20 protein-coding genes are annotated in these 23,651 nt (G+C 43.9%); 4 read left to right on the forward strand and 16 right to left on the reverse strand.

Annotation, left to right across the window (positions count from 1 at the left end):
* Nucleotides 1-62: 62 nt before the first annotated feature.
* From MHB37_RS17975 to MHB37_RS17985, 3 genes are all read right to left on the reverse strand, one after another.
* A complete protein-coding gene (locus MHB37_RS17975) occupies nucleotides 63-518 on the reverse strand; it encodes a DinB family protein (protein WP_076304099.1) in 456 nt (151 codons plus the stop codon).
* A 157-nt stretch (nucleotides 519-675) separates the two neighbouring features.
* Nucleotides 676-1,164, reverse strand: a complete 489-nt coding sequence (locus tag MHB37_RS17980) for a YfbM family protein (RefSeq protein WP_076130031.1) — start codon at nucleotides 1,162-1,164, stop codon at nucleotides 676-678.
* 510 nt (nucleotides 1,165-1,674) lie between these two features.
* Complete coding sequence (locus MHB37_RS17985; RefSeq protein WP_341164767.1) at nucleotides 1,675-3,930, reverse strand: DNA topoisomerase 3; 2,256 nt, start codon at nucleotides 3,928-3,930, stop codon at nucleotides 1,675-1,677.
* Between the two features lie 164 nt (nucleotides 3,931-4,094).
* Here MHB37_RS17985 and MHB37_RS17990 point away from each other — a divergent pair, with 164 nt between their 5' ends.
* On the forward strand, nucleotides 4,095-4,958 hold the full coding sequence (locus MHB37_RS17990) for a pentapeptide repeat-containing protein (RefSeq protein ID WP_341164766.1): 864 nt from the start codon (nucleotides 4,095-4,097) through the stop codon (nucleotides 4,956-4,958).
* 15 nt (nucleotides 4,959-4,973) lie between these two features.
* Here MHB37_RS17990 and MHB37_RS17995 read toward each other — a convergent pair whose 3' ends face one another.
* From MHB37_RS17995 to pdhA, 9 genes are all read right to left on the reverse strand, one after another.
* Complete coding sequence (locus MHB37_RS17995) at nucleotides 4,974-6,686, reverse strand: proline--tRNA ligase (RefSeq protein WP_076279319.1); 1,713 nt, start codon at nucleotides 6,684-6,686, stop codon at nucleotides 4,974-4,976.
* 399 nt (nucleotides 6,687-7,085) lie between these two features.
* Nucleotides 7,086-8,573, reverse strand: coding sequence for a glutamate synthase subunit beta (locus MHB37_RS18000; protein ID WP_076130028.1), 1,488 nt, complete (start codon nucleotides 8,571-8,573; stop codon nucleotides 7,086-7,088).
* Nucleotides 8,574-8,808: 235 nt separating this feature from the next.
* A complete protein-coding gene (locus MHB37_RS18005) occupies nucleotides 8,809-9,300 on the reverse strand; it encodes a dihydrofolate reductase (RefSeq protein WP_076130027.1) in 492 nt (163 codons plus the stop codon).
* 81 nt (nucleotides 9,301-9,381) lie between these two features.
* Nucleotides 9,382-10,362, reverse strand: a complete 981-nt coding sequence (locus tag MHB37_RS18010) for a thymidylate synthase (RefSeq protein ID WP_405168328.1) — start codon at nucleotides 10,360-10,362, stop codon at nucleotides 9,382-9,384.
* A 141-nt stretch (nucleotides 10,363-10,503) separates the two neighbouring features.
* Nucleotides 10,504-11,478: a S66 peptidase family protein gene (locus MHB37_RS18015; protein WP_076279317.1), complete on the reverse strand. Its 975-nt coding sequence runs from the start codon at nucleotides 11,476-11,478 to the stop codon at nucleotides 10,504-10,506.
* A 152-nt stretch (nucleotides 11,479-11,630) separates the two neighbouring features.
* Nucleotides 11,631-13,043: a dihydrolipoyl dehydrogenase gene (gene lpdA, locus MHB37_RS18020; protein ID WP_036687684.1), complete on the reverse strand. Its 1,413-nt coding sequence runs from the start codon at nucleotides 13,041-13,043 to the stop codon at nucleotides 11,631-11,633.
* 2 nt (nucleotides 13,044-13,045) lie between these two features.
* The gene (locus tag MHB37_RS18025; RefSeq protein WP_076184428.1) at nucleotides 13,046-14,692 is read right to left on the reverse strand and encodes a 2-oxo acid dehydrogenase subunit E2; all 1,647 of its coding nucleotides are present in this window, start codon (nucleotides 14,690-14,692) and stop codon (nucleotides 13,046-13,048) included.
* A gap of 106 nt (nucleotides 14,693-14,798) precedes the next feature.
* Complete coding sequence (locus MHB37_RS18030; RefSeq protein ID WP_038571553.1) at nucleotides 14,799-15,776, reverse strand: alpha-ketoacid dehydrogenase subunit beta; 978 nt, start codon at nucleotides 15,774-15,776, stop codon at nucleotides 14,799-14,801.
* A gap of 15 nt (nucleotides 15,777-15,791) precedes the next feature.
* Nucleotides 15,792-16,859, reverse strand: coding sequence for a pyruvate dehydrogenase (acetyl-transferring) E1 component subunit alpha (gene pdhA, locus MHB37_RS18035; protein ID WP_405168329.1), 1,068 nt, complete (start codon nucleotides 16,857-16,859; stop codon nucleotides 15,792-15,794).
* Between the two features lie 265 nt (nucleotides 16,860-17,124).
* Between pdhA and MHB37_RS18040 the strand changes: the two genes are divergently transcribed.
* Nucleotides 17,125-17,856, forward strand: coding sequence for an esterase family protein (locus MHB37_RS18040; protein ID WP_076184429.1), 732 nt, complete (start codon nucleotides 17,125-17,127; stop codon nucleotides 17,854-17,856).
* 137 nt (nucleotides 17,857-17,993) lie between these two features.
* Here MHB37_RS18040 and MHB37_RS18045 read toward each other — a convergent pair whose 3' ends face one another.
* Nucleotides 17,994-18,458 carry a low molecular weight protein-tyrosine-phosphatase gene (locus MHB37_RS18045; protein ID WP_076184504.1) on the reverse strand — a complete coding sequence of 155 codons (465 nt, stop codon included), beginning with the start codon at nucleotides 18,456-18,458 and terminating at the stop codon, nucleotides 17,994-17,996.
* A 165-nt stretch (nucleotides 18,459-18,623) separates the two neighbouring features.
* Here MHB37_RS18045 and MHB37_RS18050 point away from each other — a divergent pair, with 165 nt between their 5' ends.
* On the forward strand, nucleotides 18,624-19,265 hold the full coding sequence (locus MHB37_RS18050; RefSeq protein WP_036687693.1) for a thiamine diphosphokinase: 642 nt from the start codon (nucleotides 18,624-18,626) through the stop codon (nucleotides 19,263-19,265).
* A gap of 294 nt (nucleotides 19,266-19,559) precedes the next feature.
* Nucleotides 19,560-20,060, forward strand: coding sequence for a C40 family peptidase (locus tag MHB37_RS18055; protein WP_076128433.1), 501 nt, complete (start codon nucleotides 19,560-19,562; stop codon nucleotides 20,058-20,060).
* A 45-nt stretch (nucleotides 20,061-20,105) separates the two neighbouring features.
* On the opposite strand, the gene MHB37_RS18060 is transcribed toward MHB37_RS18055, so the two are convergent.
* The 3 genes from MHB37_RS18060 to MHB37_RS18070 form a co-directional block, all read right to left on the reverse strand.
* Nucleotides 20,106-20,825: a response regulator transcription factor gene (locus MHB37_RS18060; RefSeq protein WP_076128431.1), complete on the reverse strand. Its 720-nt coding sequence runs from the start codon at nucleotides 20,823-20,825 to the stop codon at nucleotides 20,106-20,108.
* Between the two features lie 116 nt (nucleotides 20,826-20,941).
* Nucleotides 20,942-21,982 (reverse strand): ThiF family adenylyltransferase, encoded by a 1,041-nt coding sequence (locus MHB37_RS18065; protein ID WP_076302608.1) that lies wholly within the window; start codon nucleotides 21,980-21,982, stop codon nucleotides 20,942-20,944.
* A gap of 73 nt (nucleotides 21,983-22,055) precedes the next feature.
* Nucleotides 22,056-23,609 carry an ABC-F family ATP-binding cassette domain-containing protein gene (locus MHB37_RS18070; protein ID WP_405168330.1) on the reverse strand — a complete coding sequence of 518 codons (1,554 nt, stop codon included), beginning with the start codon at nucleotides 23,607-23,609 and terminating at the stop codon, nucleotides 22,056-22,058.
* Between the last annotated feature and the right edge of the window lie 42 nt (nucleotides 23,610-23,651).

Genomic DNA, 23,651 nt, shown 5'->3' on the forward strand with positions numbered 1-23,651 from the left:
AAATCATTTCGGAGGAGTTCAATGCCCATCTCATTCCAGGTAATGGTGATGATTAGGCCCTGTTAGAGTCTGGCGAACGTGATGTAATCGACTTGGACAGGTTCTGCCAATTCCATCCGAAGTGCCCGGTTGATCTGTCCCCGGTGATATTGCCCATGTAAAATGACCTGCGACAAGATATCCCGGACGGACGTTTGGAACGGGACTCCGTTCTGGTTCGCATAATCGACCCTCACGTCCAAATCAGATTCCTCGAGCCCTTCGATATACACACGATATTGCTCGGCGTTTTCTTCGAACATCGTTCGGATCGCCGTCAGGTCCTCTGCTTCCTCCCACAACGAATATTGCGCACTACCCTTGCCCTGCAATCGGGACAGCCAGACTCGTTCCGCAACCGCGACATGCCGAACCAGCTTCAGAAGGTCCTTGTTCTTCATCTCACTCTCCTCGAGCGCTTCTAAGATTCGTGCGTCCGCCCAGTAAAGGTGGTCCATCATACACTTGATCGTCTTCATTTTTGTTTCCCCCTCTTCGTCTCATTGATTAATTGAACCTACCGTTTCCCGTAATTGGTCATTATTTCTCAAATCGTCATAATCTTCATCAGTCCAAGGTTCTATTTTTTATCTCGCTCAATGGAATCAGGAGACGTGTGTCGTCTTTTGGTTAGAATCAGAAAATATAAAAGATGAGACCTTTGCCCTCGGCTACAGTTTGGCTGTAGAAGCGCCGGATTTCGTTAAAATGCTGTAGCAGGTAGGCAAAGAACGCATCCTTATCCTCGTCTGAAACAATATCAGGTTCAAGAGGATATACTTCTTCCTTAACCATGGCCGGGAAATCATACCGCAAGCGGAGCTGCGCTTCATCCAGCTCAGAAATAACCTGATGCGCTTCTGCAACTTGCTTGGCACGTAAGGAAAACGCCCCGAATGAGCCAAAATCGATGCCTTTGTCTGATGTCAGCGGAACAACATAACTAAGAGGGGCATCTCCATCGGAAATAACTCCACAAAGCAAGTAGTGAATCGCCTCCCAGGATCTATCAATGTCCAGTCCGGGATAATCGTCTATTTTCAAGCTATTCAATGCAATGTCGCCTGTAACAATTTGTTGCACTAGGTTGTCATCCATAGCAAAGTAATATCCACGCATTCCCATGTTGTCATCCTTCCTTCCATTCTAGTAGTGACTATACTGCCCTATCATAATGTAACCTCTGGATTTATCCCGCAGGATAGAAAAAGAGTGAAGATCAGCCCCCTACGTAATCATAATATCTTGTCTGCACAAGTTACTACATCCCGTTTAAGATAGGTATGTCCTACACTCTTTAACTAATGAATTTTATGTGGAAAAGATATGGTCAAGCACAGCTGTCACCGAAACCATATCCCATATACGGCGAGTCCGACTAATAGTCTTGACTACGGACCCAGCTGAAGCTATTGGCGAATTTATTGCCGGTGGAGCAAGTTTGCGGACTCCAGTGCTGCTATTCTCCCGCAAGCGGTGCATATATAGCCCTTTTCATGCCAATAACGACTATGCGGTCCGATAGCAGTCCAAAAAGGACGTATTCCCGCGTTTTGGGTCATCTGTGTCCGCTAGCGGCTTCGTACATGCAAATGTGATGTAATCACCCGTGTTCCATATAAACTTCCAGTCAGACTATGACTCCACTGTTAATTGACCCGTATCCATATTATTAAGCACAAGTTTGCCTTCCAGCGGGGTGCCGTCTTCGCTCGCAAGCTTCAGCTTACCCGTACGGCCCTTTTCAATCAATGCCTTTACTTGTGTATCTGTAAGGGTACGCCCGTGGTTCTCTTTCCAGATCACGAACTTGCAGCCTTCTTTGTAATGAGAGCAGCCGTAGCCTTTTTTACCCATAAAAATCATCCCGCCACAGCCAGGACGCGGGCAGTTTCCGATAATTTTCGGACCTGAATTTGCTGATTCTTCTTCGTTAGCTGGTTTACGTTTTCTTGGCGCGGCAGGTTTATCGCTGGTTTTACGAGATGTACCTCCACCACTCCGACCTTTAGCCCCTGTATTCACAGAAGGAGTTTCCCCTTCAAAAGAAGTTTTGGACGCCCGAGACTGCACACGAACCTTGTCCACGATCATGCAGGCAAATCTTTTTACATTCTCCATAAATTGTCCATCCGACGCCGTACCTCTGGATATCTCGTTCAAGCGACGTTCCCACTGGCCGGTCATTTCAGGTGAAGTCAACAGCTCGATGCCCGCTCCACGTATCAGTTCAATAGCCGTTCGTCCTTTTTGCGTGATGGCGATTTTTTTGCCTTGCATTTCAATGTATCCGACATTCTTAAGCCGTTCAATGGTTGCAGCACGGGTGGCGGGAGTACCCAGCCCTGAATCCTTCATAGCATCCCGAAGCTCTTCGTCCTCAATCTGCTTTCCGGCACTTTCCATCGCTCTAAGCAGCGTGCCTTCCGTATAGTGTTTTGGCGGCTGTGTATCTTTCTCTTTAACGATAGCGTCACTACAGATCACCTCATCTGCCGGAGCGATTGCGAACGGTTCATTCACTTCAATCTCTTCGTCTTCCTCATCATCCTTGTTTTTTCCCTTGGACGACTTCGCTTTATCTTTTTTCTGGTCCGCGTAAATAACCTTCCAACCGAGGTTTAATAATTCCTTAGCAGTAGTTTTGAACTTTTCGTCCTCTACATCAGTCATAACCGTATGCACTTTATATTCCGCAGCCGGATAGAACTGTGACAAAAAGCGCCGCACAATCAAATCATACAGCTTTCCCTCATCCGCACTAAGCCCTGTTGCTTTCCGATATGTAGGCAAAATCGCATGGTGATCCTCTACCTTGGAGGGATTGCAGATAAATTTGTTTCCTTTATGAACGAGATTACGATTCGCGCCCTTCACCCATTCATCATAAGCCGTCCCTTGGAGCGCAGATAAAGTCTTATGCATCTCCGGAATATTTTGTTCTGTAACATAGTTAGAATTCGTCCGCGGATAGGATATCACCTTATGCTTTTCATATAAGGCTTGTGCGATATCGAGTGTTTTTTTAGCGGAAAAAGCGTACTTCCCATTCGCCTCCCGCTGCAACAGCGTTAAATCATACAGTTTATTCGGGTACTCTTTCGTTTCCTTAACCTCATAAGATTCAATACGTCCCGGTTTTCCTTTGACCTTGGCAGCCAGCGCCTCCGCCTTCTCACCATCAGTCAGCCGGTCACCCTGCCACATGCCTTTATAGGTCATTTCATTTTGTGTAAAATGGCCCTCCACCTCAAAAAACTTAAGGGATGAGAACGCCTCAATCGTCTTCTGGCGATCATAAATAAGTGCAAGTACTGGGGTCTGAACTCTCCCCACCGACAGCAGCACATTATGTTTCGTAGTAAATGCACGTGATCCGTTCATACCGATTAACCAATCGGCTTCACTGCGCGCTTTTGCTGCTTTGGTTAGATTCTCGTACTCCGCCCCATCCTTTAGCTCTTGAAAGCCTTTGCGGATTGTCTCTGGTGTCAAATCGGAAATCCACAGCCGCTTCACAGGATGTTCAAGCTTCAAATGCCGCTGAATGAGCGAAAATATATGCTGGCCTTCTCGCCCGGCATCACAAGAATTTACTAGCAGATCGCTTCGTTTAGCCAGCTCTCCGATTACCTTCAGCTGATCAATGGTGCGCGCATTAGGAACTAGCTTGAATGGGTCCGGAATAATGGGAAGATCATTAATATTCCATTTTTTGTATTTCACATCATATGCATCCGGCTCAGCCAATCCGATTAGATGCCCTATTGCCCATGTAATAATGTACTGCTCCCCTTCAAGATAGGAACGGTAATTTTTAGCCTTTGGTTCTATTGCGGCGGCGATATTCCGCCCCATGTCCGGTTTCTCCGCAATAATAAGTGTCTTCAAAAACATTCGCTCCTTACCTTCTCGTTCTTAAGTCCAAAATAGGTCCAGTACTCTATTATAACATTAACCTCAGTTTTTTTTAATCGACCGGACTTTTCATAATCTTTCGTTTGATTTAAAATAAGTTGGTATAAGCGTATTCATATATCGGAGGGAAACAAACCTTGTATGAGAATCACAGATTTACTGAACCTTTTTCTGATCGAAGGCTCTCTGCCCTGAAGGCGGATTGTGAGCAGTGCTTTGGCTTGTGTTGTGCCGCATTGCCTTTTGCTGCTTCCATAGATTTCGCTAGAGACAAAGACGCTGGACAGCCATGTCACAATCTACAGTCGGACTTTCGCTGTGGTGTACATACAGAGCTAAGAGAATTAGGCTACCGTGGTTGCACGGTCTATGACTGTTTTGGAGCTGGGCAAAAGATTTCTCAAGTCACTTATGCTGGAGAAGACTGGAGGAAAAAGCCGAAAACTGCGAAGCAAATGTTCGAGGTATTTCCGATCATGTGGCATTTGCACGAGCTGCTCTGGTATTTACATGAATCTTTAAACTTAGAAATAACCCGTACAATCCATACGGAGCTGCAAACAGCTCTCGATGAAACGGAACAGCTCACTTTACTTAATCCTGAAGCACTTGCAAAAGTGGATGTTGCCGCTCATCGAGCAAAAATCAATATGTTACTGTTGCAGGTCAGTGAGCTTGTACGAACTGAGGCTCGCCGTAAACTAAAAAAATCAGCGAAGAATTTCAGTCGAGGTGCCGACCTTATGGGAGCTAAGCTCAAAGGAGCCGATCTCAGAGGCGCCAATTTGAGAGGAGCCTATTTAATAGCCGCAGACCTTAGGGACGCTGATCTCAGAGGTGCAGACCTTATTGGGGCAGACTTTCGCGATACTGACCTCAGAGGTGCTAATTTAGCAGAAGCTCTCTTTCTCACTCAGGCACAGATCAATGCGGCAAAAGGCAATACTCTCACAAAATTACCAGCAACACTCTCCTGCCCTGATCATTGGCATTCCCATTAAATGAAAAAAGATCATTTATATCAGCGGTGAATAGAATTGTTTGATCCGAGACACAGCTTCCATAATTTCTAAGACTTCTTTCCCCGCTGTGTTTCGGTTCAGATACTCTACTCTTCCCTGTGATGCTTCCTTGCCCACAACTATTGATAGAGGTATCCCGATCAAGCTTGAATCTTTAAATTTCACGCCAGCGCGTTCATCCCTATCATCAATCAGCGTCTCTATGCCAAGCTTGGTTAGTTGATCATAGAGACCTTCGGCAACCGTCCGCTGCTCACTATCCTTGACGGACATTATCAAGATATGAACCTGATAAGGTGCCAATGCTGCTGGCCACATTAATCCATCCTCATCATGATGCTGTTCAGCAATAGCGGATAAAAGCCGTGAGATACCAATTCCGTAACAGCCCATAATCATAGGTTGACTTTTGCCTGAAGAATCTAAGTAAGAAGCGCCTAGCTTTTCACTGTATTTAGTACCTAATTTGAAGACATGACCCACTTCAATCCCTTGATGAAAATGCAAAATACCCTCCAAACAATGCGGACAAACTTCACCTTCTGCTACATTCCGAAAATCCCCCACATGCTCAAGCGAAAAATCTCTGCCGGGTACGACATTACGGAAGTGATAATCTTTTTCTCCCGCCCCTGTAATCCCTTGAGTCATATCAGCTACTGCCGCATCTGCTAGGACAGTAAGCGTTAAGCCTACAGGTCCTACAAATCCACTTTCAACGCCCGCTAAGGATTTCACAGACTCGTAGTCAGCAAGCTTAATCTCATTCGTTCCTAAATATTTACTTACCTTTATTTCATTGACTTCATGATCACCCCGGACCAGTACAGCAAAAATCTGTCCGTCACCTTCATAGATTAATGTTTTGATAATCTGGTCTGGCCGGATATCTAGCTCCTGCTCTAGTTGCTCAATTGTGCGCAAATCAGGAGTGAGGAATTTCTCTATCTCCGGTACTTGTATGACAACTTCATTTTTTACAGGCCGCACGGACTCTGCCTGTTCCAGATTGGCCGCATAATCACAAACGGTGCATGCAGCAATCGTATCCTCCCCAATATCAGCCAGCGCCATAAATTCATGACTGCCGCCCTCGCCTCCAATCGCACCGGAATCCGCATGGACAGCACGGAATTTCAATCCACATCGCTCAAATATCCGGTGATAAGCCTCGAACATTTGGATATATGATTTATCTAGACCTTCCAGGTTTGTGTCAAAAGAGTAAGCATCCTTCATCAAAAACTCTCTGCCTCTCAGCAGTCCAAAACGTGGTCGGCGTTCATCTCGGAACTTGGTCTGAATCTGATATACGGTAATAGGAAGCTTTCGATAGGAGCTGATCTCATTCCGTACGAGTGTGGTTACTACTTCCTCATGTGTAGGACCTAGTATGAATTCCCGCTCATGACGATCCCGCAGCGTCATCAGCTCCTTACCGTATACCTCATACCGGCCTGATTCTTTCCAGAGCTCCGCAGGCTGCATAGATGGCATCAATACCTCCTGAGCCCCAGAGACATCCATCTCATGCCGCACAATCGCTTCTATTTTCCGTAAAACTCGTCTGCCAAGCGGTAAATAAGTATACACACCCGCTGCTAATTGGCGGATATATCCCGCACGCAGCAGTAGCTGATGACTGCTTGTCTCCGCCTCTGAAGGTGCCTCACGCAGAGTTGTTAATAAAAGATTACTTTGACGCATATTTATACCCTCCCTAAAAAATGAACGCTCTAAACGCAAAAAGACACATTCGTCAGGGACGAATGTGTCGTGATACCACCCTTATTTAACCGCCAGCCCGTACATAGTCTACACTTGATTTGGCGATCCTCGATCGAATAACGGCCGATTCCGGCAGCGGTTATACGCTGCAGCTACCCAGGCAGGATACCATCCACACGTATTTGAGGAACCTTTCAGCCGGTGAGTTCCCTCTCTGTTCTAACGCTACTAGGATCGTAAGTCCTTGGTCAATGCTTTTGTCATTTAAATATTGTATTAAATCTATATGAAAATAATATTTCCGTCAAGCGTCAGCTCCAAAAAAAGCCGCTTCTCCAGCAGGTAAACTGCTTTTGAAACGGCTTCTTGAATTAATGCCTAGACAAGAACGCTTGAGCCCATCAGGTATTTATCCACTTCACGTGCAGCTTCGCGACCTTCATTGATGGCCCAGACCACCAAGCTTTGACCACGACGCATATCGCCAGCAGCAAACACTTTATCCACGTTCGTATTGAATTTGCCGTAACGTGCTTTCACATTGGTACGACGATCAGTCTCCAGGTTAAGCTCCTCAACAATATCTTGCTCCGGTCCATCGAAACCAATAGCGATGAGAGCGAGTTGAGCAGGATATACAGCTTCCGTTCCAGGAACGGGCTGGTAGATTTTACGACCTGTCTCATCCACGATCCGGCGGATCTGCACCGTATGAAGCTCCTTCAAGTTCCCCTCTTCATCCCCAACAAATTTAGTGGTCATGATAGAGAATTCACGCGGATCATCGCCAAAAATAGCTTTCGCTTCTTCTTGCGCATAATCCAAGCTGTACACATTCGGAAATTGTGGCCAAGGATTAGCAATCGGATCCCGTTGCAGAGGCGCTTTTTCATGTGTACCAAATTGAGTGATACTGCCGCAGCCATGACGAAGCGCTGTGGCAACACAGTCAGATCCTGTATCCCCGCCACCCAAGACGATTACATCTTTACCTTCAGCGGATACATAGTTACCATCCTCCAGATTGGAATTCAAGTAACTCTTGATCGTGCCATTTAAATAATCCATGGCATACATAACGCCCTTAAGCTCACTGCCTTCAATGTTGAAACGGCGTGCTTTAGTAGCTCCACCACACAGAACGACCGCATCATACTCATCAACAAGCTGCTGAGCCGGAATGTCTTTACCAATCTCAGTGTTCACTACGAAGTTAATCCCTTCAGCAGCCAGCAAATCTACACGACGTTGTACAACTTTTTTATCAAGCTTCATAGTAGGTATTCCATATGTCAGCAGTCCGCCAATGCGGTCACTGCGCTCAAATACAGTTACAGAATGTCCAGCCTTGTTAAGCTGTGCTGCTGCGGCAAGTCCAGCAGGTCCAGAGCCTACGATTGCAATTTTTTTGCCAGTCCGTTTCTCCGGTGGATTAGGTACAACCCAGCCCTCTTCAAAACCCTTATCAACGATCGCAAGTTCAATTGTTTTGATGGTTACCGGCTGTCCGATCAGGCCCACTGTGCAAGAGCCTTCACAGGGAGCGGGACAAATACTGCCTGTGAATTCAGGAAAGTTGTTTGTCTTATGCAGACGTTCCAGTGCTTCTTTCCAGAGTCCACGATACACCAAGTTATTCCATTCCGGAATTAAATTGTGTACTGGACAACCTGAGGTCCCGCCAGCCATATCAATACCTGTATGGCAATAGGGGGTTCCGCAATCCATACAACGTGCGCCCTGTGTCCGAAGCTCGTCCTCGGATAAATGATGGTGGAATTCTTCCCAGTCCTTTACCCGCTGCTCAGGATCCCGATCACCTGGGAGCTGCCGTTTATACTCCATAAAACCTGTAGGTGTAGACATGTTTACGTTTCCCCCATCCGTTCTCTTCGTGTTGAAGTATAGTACATTGTAGCATATTGCGGCTTCGTATGGTTGTCAGCAACGCAATGAAGTACCTGCACATTCTATTCTATACCTATACATAATCATTTCTAATTTTAATTATAGTAACATTCATCACTTTTGCACAGTAATGGATAAATCTACTGATTATTTGTACTATTTCACATGTTATGTCAGAGAAAACGTTTTATTGCTATTCCGTACGTTCATAAACAAGGAAACGGTAATCATACGGATTCTTCTCATCACGAATTCCCTTGATATTGGAGACCTCTTTCCACATCCTCCAGTCAATCTCAGGAAACCGGGTATCTCCTTCAAAATCCTGTTCGATCTGCGTCAACATCAACTTGTCAGCATACGGCAACATCAACCGGTAAATTTCCGCACCACCGATTACCATCAGCTCATCTTCTTTTCTACCCTCGCTGAGAGCCTCTTCAAGCGTGTGTAGAACCTCTGCACCTTCAGCTGAATAATCAGTATCTCTAGTTAGAATTAGGCTCGTTCTGCCCTTCAAGGGCTTGCCTCCGAGCGAATCCCATGTTTTGCGGCCCATTAGCATTCTTTTGCCCAATGTTTCTGCTTTGAAATAAGCAAAATCCAGCGGCAAATGCCAAGGCATATCGTTATCTTTTCCTATGACATGATTGGCACCCATTGCCCATATTAAGCTAATACTCATGAAGTTCTCTCCTTCCTCCATACTAAAGTAAAAAACTATATTGCCAAAAATTATATTTGCGAATCTTCATTTACAATTACGTTATACTGCGATCGGCGCTTTTATCGAAGGATGCGGATTGTACCCCTCAATGACCAGATCTTCCAGTTCAATATCAAAAATTGATTTCTTCTGTGAATTAATAACCAGTGTAGGCAATGCTCTTAATTCTCTTGATAATTGCTCTTTCACTTGCTCAACATGGTTTGAATAGATATGCGCATCACTAATGCTGTATACAAACTCGCCTACTTCTAGCCCACATTCGTATGCGATTAAATGCGTAAGCAAAGAGTAAGATGGAATATTGAAGTTTGCCCCGAGAAAAGAGTCCGCACTGCGTTGCAGCAAGTGACAGCTTAGTTTACCATTTGCAACGTAGAACTGGAACATAACGTGGCAGGGCGGTAACGCTGCTTTGCTTCCTTTCGTCCCAGCATTTATAACATCTTCCGGGTTCCATGCGCTGACAATTAAACGCCGAGAATCAGGATTTGTTTTGATCTGATGAATAACGTCTTGTAATTGGTCAATTGATTCGCCAGTTGAAGATGTCCAATTCCGCCATTGCTTACCGTAAACGTTTCCTAGCTCGCCATATTTCGCAGCAAACTCATCATCTTCTAAGACACGATCACAGAATGATTTCATCTCTGCTTGATATAATTGATTAAAATCTTCATCAACTAAACAACGATTCCCGAAGTCTGTCATATCCGGGCCAGCATATTCGTCCGATTCAATCCATCTTTTAAAAGCCCATTCATCCCAAATATGATTATTATTTTTCAATAAATAACGAATGTTGGTATCACCTTTAATAAACCACAATAACTCACTTGCAATTAAGCGAAACGGTGTACGTTTTGTTGTAAACAGCGGGAATCCTTTTGATAAATCAAATCGCATCTGATAACCAAATACACTAATTGTACCAGTTCCTGTACGATCTTCTTTTTTCACACCATGATCCAAAATATATTGTAAAAAATTCAAATAGGTTTGTTCTAACTCATTCGTCAAAGTATTGCACCTCCGTAATATTTCACCTCATATATTATATCTGAAAAATCCGATTTTTGTAGAAGGTAAGATAATTTTTAAATATATTTAATAATCGGGTTACCTATTCAATTATAAAGGATTGATTCAGCAATTGTATCTCTACTCCGCTATCCTAAGCTCCACTCTTGCCCCATAAGCCCGAAGGCTTGCTTGTCCACCCACAGGAAAGGTAATCATCGGCGATGTATGTCCAAAGTCCACGTCTGCAATCACAGGAATATCGGATAATTCTTCTTTTGAGCGGATAATTGTGGTCAGTAGCTTCTTTGACATACGCGATTCTTTTTGGAACCTGCCGATCACCAACCCTTTGACCTCTTCAAACTCAGGCTGATGAATTAGGGATTGCAGATCTCGATCAAAGGTTGCAGGTGCTGACTCATAATCATCCTCAATGAACAAGATAGAATTTTTTAAACTTGGCATATACTCTGTTCCCTGCAAAAGATTTAAAGTGCATAAATTGCCACCAATAATCGTTCCTTTCGCTTCCCCATCATTGATAATGAACGGACCTTCATTTTTAATAAATATCCGGTTTTCCTGATCCAGATACCACTCATCATCACTCCAATGCCTGGAAGGCTGCACTAGAATTTCTTTATTGTCCATCATCAGCTTGCGGAAATATTCGATGGTATATTCATTATCGTGGAGCATCGCAAATGTGGAAAAATGCGGTCCGGAGTATGTAACTAATCCTGTTTGAGCATAAATCGCATTACTTAGTGCAGTAATATCCGAATAACCACATAAACGCTTTGGATTCTCTGCAATGATTGAATAATCGATATAACGCAGGAGCTGGTTACTATTGAAGCCCCCAATGGTCGTTAATATTCCTTTCACTTTGGGGTCTAAAAAGGCTTCGTGCAAATCCTCAATTCTCGAATCAATAGAAGAGGAAACAAAATCATCCGTCTCAAAAGAATTTGTTGAAATGGATATCCGAAAACCTAACCGTTCAAGCTGCTCTTTAGCGATTTTTCTTTGCTGAGCATCGATTAATGACAAACTTCTGGAAGGAGAGATAATACGCAGCTCATCTCCAGGCTTTAATTTATCAGCTCTCATCATTGAACCTCCCTATATTTATAAAATACAGATTAAGTAATTGCTCTTCCTCCCAGTATATCTCTTTTCAAAAAAGTGGAAAACACAAAAAAAGGCGGAACGCATTTGCGTCCGCCTTTCTGTTGCCTGCTAGAGCAATTTTTGGAGAAAAATTATTTCATTACATGAATTGGGTGACCTTCAACCAATTCAGCAGCTTCCATGACGATTTCGCCAAGGGTTGGATGCGCATGAATAGTCAAAGCGATATCTTCAAGCGTTGCGCCCATTTCGATTGCCAAACCAAGTTCAGCGATCAAGTTAGAAGCTTCGATACCAACGATTTGAGCTCCCAGTACCAAATTGTTCTCGGAGTTAGCAACAATTTTGATGAAGCCTTCTGGGCTGTTCAAAGATACTGCGCGACCATTTCCTGCGAATGGGAATTTGCCGCTTTTCACTTTGTAGCCTTTGTCTTTTGCTTCTTTTTCAGTCAAACCAACGCTTGAACACTCAGGATCTGTAAATACAACAGCTGGGATGACTTTGTAGTCAACAACAGATGTAAGTCCTGCAATTGCTTCAGCAGCGATTTTACCTTCGTAAGAAGCCTTGTGAGCCAAAGCAAGACCTGGAACAACGTCGCCGATAGCGAAGATGGTAGGAATGCTTGTGCGTCCTTGGTGATCAACTTTGATCAATCCGCGCTCGTCGAGCTCAAGACCGATCAGATCTAGACCAAGTTCACCGTCAGTGTTAGGACGACGACCTACAGTTACAAGCAAGTAATCTGCTGTAACTTCTTTGGACTCGCCACCAACAGAGTATTTCACGGTTACTTCTTTGTCGTTCTGAACAGCACTTTCAGCTTTAGCGTTAGTTACGATTTCGATGCCAGTTTTAGCCATGTTTTTCGCAACAAGACGAGTCATATCTTTATCGAAGCCTGGAAGTACAGTATCCAAACCTTCGATGATTGTTACTTTAGTGCCAAATTTAGAGTACATTTGACCAAGCTCGGCACCGATGTATCCACCACCGATTACGATCATGCTCTTCGGAATTTCTGGAAGTTCCAGAGCTTCAGTCGAAGACAGAATACGTCCGCCGAATGGGAAAGGTTTAAGTTCAATTGGACGGGAACCTGTAGCAATGATGCAGTGTTTGAAGCGGTAACGTGGAGATTCATGATCATTGAACACACGTGCTTCTGTGTCGCTGATAAACATGCACTCGCCGTTAAATACTTCAATTTTGTTGCCCTTCATCAAGCTAGTCACACCGCTAGTCATTTTTTTAACTACGCTGTTCTTGAATTCTTGAGTTTTGGCAAAATCCACTTTAACATTCTCAGCTGTAACGCCGAAAACTTCACCATGCTGTGCGGATTCAAATTGATGCGCAGCAGCGATCAAGGCTTTAGAAGGAATACATCCACGGTTCAAACATACACCGCCGAGTTCCGATTTATCCACGATGAGGACTTTTTGGCCGAGCTGGGCGGCACGAATTGCCGCCACATACCCACCAGGACCTGCACCAATGACCAATGTATCAATATCTAGTGAAGCGTCTCCTACTACCATAATTATACCTCCATAACCAGCAGCTCAGGATTATTGAGCAGCGATTTAATGTAGTTCATAAAGTTTTGAGCAGTCGCACCATCGATAATACGGTGGTCAAAGCTGAGTGACAACGCCATCACTGGAGCAACTACGATTTCACCATTTTTCACAACTGCTTTTTCACTGATACGGCCAGTTCCGAGGATAGCCACTTCAGGGAAGTTGATGATTGGAGTAAAGAACATGCCGCCAGCAGAACCGATGTTACTGATGGAGATCGTGCTGCCCTTCATTTCGTTAGCAGACAATTTACCGTCACGGCCACGAACGGCCAAGTCAGTGATGCTGCTAGCAATCATCCAAATGCTCTTACGGTCAGCGTCTTTGATAACTGGAACGATCAAACCGTTTGGTGTATCAGTAGCGATACCGATATTGTAGTATTTCTTGTAGACAATTTCGCCTGCTTCTTCATCAATCATAGCATTGAGTGCTGGGAATTGACGGGAAGCTGCAACAAGTGCCTTAACGATGAATGGAAGGTAAGTAACCTTAACGCCTTTTTTCTCAGCAATAGGTTTCATACGTGTACGGAATGCTACCAGTTCAGTAACATCTACTTCATCCATGATGGTTACGTGTGGAGCCGTGTAAGCCGATTTAACCATTGCGTTGGAGATCGCCTTACGAATACCCTTGAATGGTACACGTTCTTCTTCAAGACTAACGTTACCGCTAGCTGCTGCAGGTGCTGCTTTAGCTTCGGTTTTAGCAGCCTTAGGAGCTTCAGACGACGCTGCTGCTGCAGGAGCTGCTGGTGTAGAACCACCTTTCAAGAAGGCTTCTACGTCTTCACGAGTGATTTTACCACCTTTACCAGTTCCGTTCACTTTGGAAATATCCACTTTTTGCTCACGAGCAAATTTGCGAACGCTTGGTGTAGCCAATACATCGCGGTCAGGAGCTGGAGTTACACTTGCAGATCCGCCTTCTTTAGCATCAGCAGGGCTTGTTGCTGCAGGGGAAGAAGTAGTGTTTGCACTTCCTTTTGCTGCGTCGGCTTCAGCAGATGCATGACCTTCTTGTTCAGGAACGTCGCCTTCAGCAGCGATAATAGCTACAACTTCGCCTACGCGGCAAACTTGGCCATCTTTAGTCAGAACTTCCAATACAGTACCATTCACTGGACATGGAACCTCAACTACAGCCTTATCATTTTGAACTTCCATGATGATGTCATCATCCGTTACCTTGTCACCGGCTTTGATATGCATTTTGATGATTTCACCTTCATGCAGACCTTCACCCAGCTCAGGGAAGCGATATTCAAAATTCGATGCTTTGTTAGATGCTGGAGCAGCTGGTGCAGCTGGCGCTTGAGCAGCAGGAGCTTCAGTAGCAGCACCCTCTTGATCAGGCACGTCACCTTCTGCTTCGATAATAGCCACTACTTCACCGACACGGCATACTTGACCGTCTTTAGTCAGAACTTCCAATACAGTACCGTTTACTGGGCAAGGCACCTCAACTACCGCCTTGTCATTTTGAACTTCCATTACGATATCATCATCCGTTACCTTGTCACCGGCTTTGATATGCATTTTGATGATTTCACCTTCATGCAGACCTTCACCTAGTTCAGGAAATCGGTATTCAAACTTTGCCACTTTGAAAACCTCCTCGTGAAATTGGGACTAACCTTATGATTTAAACTTTATAAGATGAAACAACGTTGTCATCCATATGGATGACAACTGTTTCTCGTAAAAATATTTAGAATTCCAAAACTTTCTTCACGCCTGCAATAATACGTGCAGGGTTTGGAAGCCATGTATCTTCTATTTGTGCGAATGGATACACAGTATCAGGACCTGCGATACGAAGCACAGGTGCTTCCAAGTGCAGTAGTGCTTTTTCATTGATTTGTGCGATAACTTCAGCAGCTACACCCGCACTCTTTTGTGCTTCTTGCACCACGATAGCACGGTTAGTCTTCTTCACAGACGCTACAATAGTATCGATGTCGATTGGACTTACAGTACGAAGGTCGATAATTTCAACATTAACGCCTTCTTTTTCGAGTTGCTCGGCTGCTTTGGTAGCTGTATGTACCATCAGCCCGTAAGTAATGATCGAAACGTCAGAACCTTCACGTACTACGTTCGCTTTACCAAGTTCAACTGTATATTCACCTTCTGGCACTTCAGCACGGAATGCATGATAAAGGTTCAAGTGCTCCATGAAGAAGACAGGGTCATTGTCGCGAATAGACGCGATTAGAAGTCCCTTCGCATCATATGGGTTTGAAGGAATTACAACTTTAATCCCTGGGCTTTGTGCGATCAAACCTTCGAGTGAGTCAGTGTGAAGCTCAGCAGCCTTAACTCCGCCACCAAAAGGAGTACGGAATACTACTGGAGCGTTATATTTACCGCCAGAACGCCAGCGCAAACGTGCTGCTTGAACAACGATTTGATCCAGTGCTTCAAAGATAAAACCTACGAATTGAATTTCAGCAATCGGACGGAAGCCTTGTACACCAAGACCAAATGCCAGACCGCCGATAGCGGACTCAGCTAGTGGTGTATCAAAAATACGATCTTCGCCAAATTCCTTTTGCAGACCTTCAGTTACACGGAAAACGCCACCTACATTACCAACATCCTCTCCGAAGATAAGAACGTTAGGGTCACGATTCAGTTCAACGCGCATCGCGTCGCGAATCGCTTCTTTCATATTCATTTGTGCCATTGCCTGATATCCCCCTTATTCAAAATCGGCTTTTTGCTCTTCCAGATGTTTAGGTGTTACTTCGAACATGCTGTCGATCAAGCCAGGTATTGTCATTTTTTCGGTTTGTTCAGCTTTTTTGATCTGCTCGTTAACAGTAGCTTTCGCTCCATCCTTCACGCGCAGTGTATCTTCTTCAGTCCAAAGACCTTTCTTCTCCAAATACTTGGCAAGACGGGCGATTGGATCCTTTTCACTCCATTGTCCTTCTTCTTCTTTCGAACGATATTTACTTGCATCGTCAGAAAGGGAGTGTGGACGGAAACGGTAAGTTACAGCTTCGATCAATGTAGCACCTTCGCCGTTACGTGCACGTTCTGCAGCATCACGTACAGCACTGATTACTGCAAAGATGTCCATACCGTCAACCTTAATCCCTGGAATACCAGCTGCAACCGCTTTGTGAGCGATCGATTTGGAAGCCGTTTGTTTAGCGAACGGAGTCGTAATCGCATAACCGTTGTTTTGAACAAAGAAGATTACAGGCAGTTTAAAACGACCAGCAAAGTTCAAGCCTTCGTAGAAGTCACCTTCTGAAGAACCGCCATCACCAGTGTAAGTAATTGCAACATTCTTTTGTTTTTTCAATTTGAAGCCCATAGCAATACCAGTAGCGTGCAGGATTTGCGCACCGATGATAATTTGTGGCATCAATACATTAACCCCGTCAGGAATAGCTCCACCATGTTGGTGACCGCGGGAATATAAGAAAGCTTGGTACAATGGAAGTCCGTGCCATACTAGCTGCGGAATATCACGGTAGCCTGGGCATAAGAAGTCTTCTTTCTCCAAAGCGAACTCACTACCAATCATGGTAGCTTCTTGACCGGATACCGGTGCGTAGAAACCAAGGCGACCTTGACGGCCAAGGTTTACTGCACGATCATCCCAAGTACGGGTAAATACCATACGATACATAATTTCTTTCAGTTGATCGTCGGTTAAATCGGGCATCTTATCCTTATTGATAATTTCTCCATCCGGGGAAAGTACCGATAGAGCCTCGACGTCCTCTGTATACACTTCATAAGGAACTTTACTCATTATCTTCACCTCAATAAAAAAATTTGAATATCAGCTGCCTCTGTTATAATATTATTATACACCTGTTTAGTTACTTTCGTCAAAGAAATACTTATAAAATTTATATTCCTTCAAATTTTGTATGTATAACAGGTGAGAAAATTTTATATAACAGTTTAACACTTTTCTAACAAGTAAATGATTAATAACACAGTTACACATTTAATAATTTTAGCGTAACCCTGTGTGTATTGCAAAATTCGACAAGAAAGGTGACGTGACAACGATGAGCGATTCTGTTTTTCTGAAACGCACAATTGTAAAAGAAACGCTTTGGAGTGAACATCTGCAGGAGGAACGTAAATTACGTATCTATCTGCCCCCAGGCTACAATGAAGTTCTGAGTTACCCCGTGGTGTACTGCCAAGACGGAGAAGAATTTTTCAACTTTGGACGCATTGCTACACTTGCTGGACAACTTATTATAGAAGAAGATGTCGAGCCCTTCATTATCGTTGGTGTAGAAGTTAACGTCGCTGTTCGGACTCAAGAATACGCTCCGTTCGGCAGCCGATTCAAGCAGTACCTATCTTGCTTTTCCGAAGAGATTATTCCCTTCATTGAAAAAAATTATCCCGTACGCCGTACACCCGACGAACGAATCTTAGCCGGTGATTCCCTTGGAGGCAGCGTCTCCCTCCATCTCGCTCTTGCTTATCCAGCTATCTTCACACGTATCATCAGCCTATCCGGTGCATTCTATCCCGAATCACAAGCCATGCTGGCTAAAGAAGAAGATCTCTCCTGGCTCAACATTAATATGGTCGTTGGACTGCAGGAAACAGATTACCAGACTGATACAGGGACCTATGATTTTGTTCAGATGAACAGAGAAACAAAAGCATTGCTTGAAGCACGTGGAGCTACCGTATCCTACCGGGAGAAAGACGGTCGTCATCTCTGGGGCTTTTGGCAAAAGGAACTCCCTGAATCTCTACTCTATTTTTTAAACACATAATGCCTTATTGATAGAAGCAAAAAATGAACATCTAAAGAACGTATGTAGATTTCAGCCGTGTTTACGCTTACAGTTTAATCCAGCAAATTTCCTTAATTTACTTTAATACTAATCAGAGAGGCTGGAACCCAACCGGGTTACAGCTTTTCTCTTATCACCATTTCTAGCAACACGTCACAGCCTGCATTGATCAAATCATATACCTGTTCAAAATTACCTGTAAAATAAGGGTCTGGTACTTCTCTCAATTCTTCCTCAGGCAATAAATCCATGAAGAACAAAAGCTTAGCCTCTTCTCCACCAGGAACCTTTCTAACATTCTCTCCATTAGACTTGTCCATGCAGACGATATAATCAAACTTCTGAAAATCCTCGCTACTGACCAAACGCGCTGCCATATTTGCATAGCTAATCTTGTTTTGATCAAGTATACGTCTAGTCCCTTCATGCGGTTCCTTACCTATATGCCAATCTCCAGTTCCTGCAGAGTCAACCAGAATCTTATGTGAAAGCTCTCGTTCATCAATCTTATGGCGCAGAACGGCCTCCGCCATTGGTGAGCGACAAATATTACCCAGACAGACAAATAGCACGTTTACGATTTCATTCACCTCCCAATTGTTAAAACATTAGTAAATATGAATTTATGCACATAAAAAATCGCACACTATCATTTTAGCGTTGTCTTGGTCAATTGTGCAACTTTTCGATCTGCATTATACTGGGACAGGATAACCAACTAGAGTTTTAGAGGAGGAATGGATGTTATGCCATCCAAACGAGTTGTTATTTTTGCCGGTGGAGAACTATCTCCGGATTATTTCGCTCTATTAGATGAAGAAGATTTTATTATCGGTGCGGACCGGGGTGCATTATTCCTCATCTCACATGGATATATACCCGATATTGCGGTAGGTGATTTTGATTCTGTATCGCCTGAGGCTTTTCAGGATATTCAATCCAAAAGTAAAAAAACAATCACTTGTGACGCCGTGAACAAGGATTTAACCGACAGTGAGATGGCACTCGATATTGCAATGAATCAGCAACCTGATTCTATTTTACTATTAGGAGTTACAGGCACTCGAATTGATCACTCCTTAGCGAGCATTCAAATGATGACAAGGGCTCTGCAACGGCAAATCAATTGCTACGTGATGGATTCTAATAACTATGTGACACTTACCGGATCCCAAACAGTCATTGAAGATTTGGGCTACACCTATGTATCTTTGCTTCCATTAACTCCTGAAGTAACAGGGATTACATTAGAAGGATTTCAATATCCTTTGAATGATGCTACTTTAAAGCTAGGGCAATCTCTAGGTGTAAGCAACAAACTGATTTCCTCCACTGGAACAGTTAGAATACGTAGTGGATTATTGCTGATTATCCAGAGCAAAGACTAAATACATAGTGATATAGAAACATCCTTGTAACTTTTGTTTCAAAATTAAAAAGCCGTTAAATCCTTTATATATCAAGGGGTTTGCGGCTTATTTTATTGCTCAAAATATCAAGTTATTAATTTTTTGTAACTTTTAATGAATTTTTAATAAAACGTTTACAACCCAGGCCCAGCCTCACTTTATTGCTGCTCTACCAAATTTTATGACATAGATAACCTGCTATACTACGAATCAGGCAAGCAAGACAAGCCAAGCAAGACAGATTGATATACTAACTTTGGAGGTACTTACAACATGAATAAACAACAATGGATAAAAAAAGCGATTGTTATAGGAATGGTTACTACAATGGGCTTAGGAACAATGATGGCAACTGGTGTAGGTGCAACTAAAGTTGAAGCCGCTACGGTGTCCAAAGGACAAAGCGTCGTCAATTTCGGAAAAAACTTTATGGGAACTCCATACAAATTCGGAGCCTCTACTTCTACTACTAAGGTTTTTGACTGCTCTTCCTTTATGAAACATATCTTTAATAAATATAATGTATCATTACCCCGCACAGCTGCGGCTCAATCAAAAGTAGGAACTGCTGTATCCAAAGCTAACCTTCGTGTCGGCGATCTTGTATTCTTCTCCAGCGGCAGCAGAGCAACTGGTAAAAATGTAACTCACGTAGCTGTTTACGCTGGGAACGGTAAAATTCTGCACACTTATGGTAAACCAGGTGTTACGGTTTCTGATCTTAATTCTGGTACATGGAAAAAGACTTATCTAAAGGCTCGCCGCGTACTGTAAACAACAGCTCTATAGTAGAGTCTTTTCTATAAAAGAGAATTAGTCTCAGGATGTGGTGCTGCCTTCGGGCACCCTCATTACATATCCTGTTCCGCGAACAGTATGAATCAACTTGTTCCGGTACCCTTTATCAATTTTTAAGCGGATATGCCTGATGTATACATCTACAACATTGGTATCTGCATGGAATTGATATCCCCATACTTGTTTGAGTATTTCCTCGCGGGAACATATAATCCCTCGATTCGCAGCGAGATAATATAGAAGATCGAATTCTTTATGCGTCATTTTAAGCTCGATCCCTTCACGGGTGACCAGCCTGCGGCTGGGATCGAGCATTAAACCATCTACCTTTAACAGATGTTTTAAATTTCGACGCCGACCCGTGAGGGTTAATAAATTTAGAATTCTACATTTAAATTCACCGGTATGTAGTGGTTTTGTCATGAAATCATTCCCTCCGGCTAAAAAGGCCGCAACTGCTCCGTTACCAGATAATTCTTCGGAAATCACCATGACCGGAAGAATCATTCCCTCATCTCTTACTGCGGAAATGATTTTCCATCCTTCCCATGTTCCCACCTCGCCTAAATCAGCAAGCAGTAATACCGGTTCTACTTCAGAAATGGATAAGCGAAGATCTTCGGGATCTTCGCTTTTTGTTATTTGCAGACCGATATCATTAAACACTTTCGCAATAGCGTCTAGTTCTTCCTCTCCTCTTCCGTTTCCCGCAGACATGTACCATATCATTTGCTCACTCACGAAGATCCCCCGTATCCATCAGACATGCATCAGCATCCCATTAATAGATATAGAATCCCCGGAAAACAAAGAGACCATTCCTATGAAATGGCCTGAAGATCTGTTTATTATGCTTTTTATCCAAAATATCGATGATAAAAGCTACGGGCAGCGGCAATATCCTTCGTTCCATGGATCAATGCCCGGCCATCTGCGAAGATCACCATCCGGTAAGGACCTTCCTTAAAGGAAATTAGATAAGGATTGCTCTCTACCTCACCGTCTCCTAAACGAGACAGACGACTGGCTGTTTCCTGCAAGTTAAGTTTCTGCGGCCGGGCAGGGCGGATCTGTACGGTATCCCTGCCACAAAGCACATCACTTCGTTCCGTATTTAAGGCTGTTAGATAAGGGTAGATCGGATGAGTCCCACAAGAAGGACAATTCTCCTTTTTAGCACTTTTCACGCCAATTTCTTGATGTTCATTACGCCATACATCGAAAGTCAGCAGTTTATTCCTTAATTGGTCCTTACGGTTACCGAGAAGCTTTAACGCCTCAGCTGTAGCATTTGCAGTAACCAATTGCACGGCCTGTGGGAGAATACCCGCTGTATCACAGGTATCTCCCCCTAGTGGGACTGTACCTAAAAGACAATGAAGACATGGCGTTTCTCCAGGCAAAATCGTATATGTAATACCATAGCTTCCTACACATGCTCCATAAATCCAAGGGATATTATTCTTTTGGGCAATATCATTAATGATGAGACGTGTATCGAAATTATCAGTCCCATCCATAATCAGGTCCACCCCTGAGATGAGTCCTTCCAGCTCTTCCTTCCGCACATCCATAACATGCGCTTCTATGACAACCTCAGAATTAATCTGCTGCAGTCTGTTCTGGGCTGCAATGGCTTTTGGAGCTCTCTCCTGCGCATCCATCTCGGTATACAGCTGTTGGCGCTGCAGGTTACTCCACTCTACATAATCGCGGTCAACGATAAGAACATGCCCAACCCCACAGCGGACTAATGTCTCTGCAATCCCTGTACCTAACGCACCCGCACCAACTACAAGCACTTTTGATTTTGCAAGACCCTGCTGTCCTTCAGTTCCAAACGGCGCGAAACGTATCTGTCGTGAGTATCGATCTTCTCGCCCAGCGTTATGAAACATACATTATCTCCTCCCCATATCCAAAAAGCGGAGAACAGCAGGATGTCTGCTATTCTCCGGATTTATGATTATTCTATACCTGTACAGCTGACCACTGCTCAACATCCCAAATTTTCGTAACCCAATCTTCATAAAAATCAGGTTCATGAGATACAAGCAGGACTGTGCCTTTATATTCTTGCAAAGCGCGCTTCAACTCTGCTTTAGCAATAACGTCAAGGTGATTGGTAGGTTCATCGAACAGTACCCAGTTGCTTTCGCGCATCAAAAGCTTACAAAGTCGCACTTTCGCTTGCTCCCCACCACTCAGCATACTAAGCGGACGTGTAATATGTTCATTTTTTAGGCCACAGCGTGCCAGATGTCCACGAACTTCGTTCTGAGTTAAACTGGAGAATTCATTCCAGACATCCTCAATGGGTGTAAGACTAGCTGCTTTTACTTCTTGTTGGAAATATGCAGGGTTCAGATAATCCCCAAGATAGGTTTTGCCGCTGTATGTTGGGATCACTCCCAGAATTGTCTTCAGCAGTGTCGATTTACCCACACCATTGCAGCCAACAATAGCAATCTTCTCTCCACGTTCAATGACCATATTTAGCTGTGGCAGCAGCGGACGATCATAACCGATCTCGAAATCAATTCCCTCGAAGACAGTTTTCCCGCTTGCCCGGCTCTCTTTAAACTTAAAGGTCGGCTTAGCAGCTTCTTCAGGACGATCAATTCGGTCCATACGATCAAGCTGCTTCTCACGGCTTTTTGCCCGGCCTGAAGTTGAAGCACGCGCTTTATTCCGCTGGATGAAGTCCTCTTGTTTTTTGATAAAATCTTGTTGCTTCTCATAGGCATCGATATGCTGGTTTTTGTTCATCTCCGCCATATCGAGGAATTTCTCATAGTTCGCTGTGTAACGGGTCAATTTACCGAACTCTAAGTGATAAACGACATTAACGACTTTATTCATAAACTCAGTGTCATGGGAAATCAATATAAATGCATATGGGTACTGTTTCAAATAGTTGGTCAGCCAATCGATATGCTCAACATCCAAATAGTTGGTAGGCTCATCAAGCAATAGTACATTGGGTTTCTCCAGTAGCAGCTTCGCCAGCAGCACTTTGGTTCTTTGACCACCGCTGAGAGAAGCAACATCACGATCTAGCCCAATCACGGACAGGCCTAAACCATTGGCCATTTCCTCTACTTTTACATCAATCAGATAGAAATCTCCGATATCCAGTTGTTCCTGAATGTCTCCCATCTGCTCCAGTAGTACTTCTAGTTCCTCAGGCGAAGCATTACCCATCTGCTCTGTGATCTTCAGCATTTCCTGCTCCAACTCAAGCAGTGGCAAAAAAGCGTCCTTTAGAACATCGCGAATCGTTTTGCCCGGTGTAAGAATCGTATGTTGGTCCAAATAACCGTAACGCACCCGAGGGGTCCACTCTACTTTACCATTATCCTTCAAAAGCTTTCCTGTCAAAATATTCATTAGCGTCGATTTACCAACGCCATTTGCTCCAACAATTCCAACATGTTCTCCTGGTAACAACCGGAAAGACACGTTCTTGAACAATGTCCGATCCCCAAAATTGTGGGAAACGTCTTCTACAGTAAGTAAACTCATAAATTCTCCGCAAGCTCCTGTCTATACTTAAATAATGCGTAA

This window comes from Paenibacillus sp. FSL H3-0286, from assembly GCF_045040705.1.
GTDB classification, from domain to species: Bacteria; Bacillota; Bacilli; order Paenibacillales; family Paenibacillaceae; genus Paenibacillus_AQ; species Paenibacillus_AQ odorifer.

Bases quoted from the DNA above. Each gene is read 5' to 3' on its own strand.
- MHB37_RS18005 (WP_076130027.1), bottom strand. From the start codon at position 9,300: ATGAGTATTAGCTTAATATGGGCAATGGGTGCCAATCATGTCATAGGA.
- MHB37_RS17980 (WP_076130031.1), bottom strand. From the start codon at position 1,164: ATGGGAATGCGTGGATATTACTTTGCTATGGATGACAACCTAGTGCAA.
- pdhA (WP_405168329.1), bottom strand. From the start codon at position 16,859: ATGAGTAAAGTTCCTTATGAAGTGTATACAGAGGACGTCGAGGCTCTA.
- MHB37_RS17975 (WP_076304099.1), bottom strand. From the start codon at position 518: ATGAAGACGATCAAGTGTATGATGGACCACCTTTACTGGGCGGACGCA.
- MHB37_RS18070 (WP_405168330.1), bottom strand. From the start codon at position 23,609: ATGAGTTTACTTACTGTAGAAGACGTTTCCCACAATTTTGGGGATCGG.
- MHB37_RS18000 (WP_076130028.1), bottom strand. From the start codon at position 8,573: ATGTCTACACCTACAGGTTTTATGGAGTATAAACGGCAGCTCCCAGGT.
- MHB37_RS18065 (WP_076302608.1), bottom strand. From the start codon at position 21,982: ATGTTTCATAACGCTGGGCGAGAAGATCGATACTCACGACAGATACGT.
- MHB37_RS18015 (WP_076279317.1), bottom strand. From the start codon at position 11,478: ATGAGAGCTGATAAATTAAAGCCTGGAGATGAGCTGCGTATTATCTCT.
- lpdA (WP_036687684.1), bottom strand. From the start codon at position 13,043: ATGGTAGTAGGAGACGCTTCACTAGATATTGATACATTGGTCATTGGT.
- MHB37_RS18040 (WP_076184429.1), top strand. From the start codon at position 17,125: ATGAGCGATTCTGTTTTTCTGAAACGCACAATTGTAAAAGAAACGCTT.
- MHB37_RS18050 (WP_036687693.1), top strand. From the start codon at position 18,624: ATGCCATCCAAACGAGTTGTTATTTTTGCCGGTGGAGAACTATCTCCG.
- MHB37_RS18055 (WP_076128433.1), top strand. From the start codon at position 19,560: ATGAATAAACAACAATGGATAAAAAAAGCGATTGTTATAGGAATGGTT.
- MHB37_RS17995 (WP_076279319.1), bottom strand. From the start codon at position 6,686: ATGCGTCAAAGTAATCTTTTATTAACAACTCTGCGTGAGGCACCTTCA.
- MHB37_RS18030 (WP_038571553.1), bottom strand. From the start codon at position 15,776: ATGGCACAAATGAATATGAAAGAAGCGATTCGCGACGCGATGCGCGTT.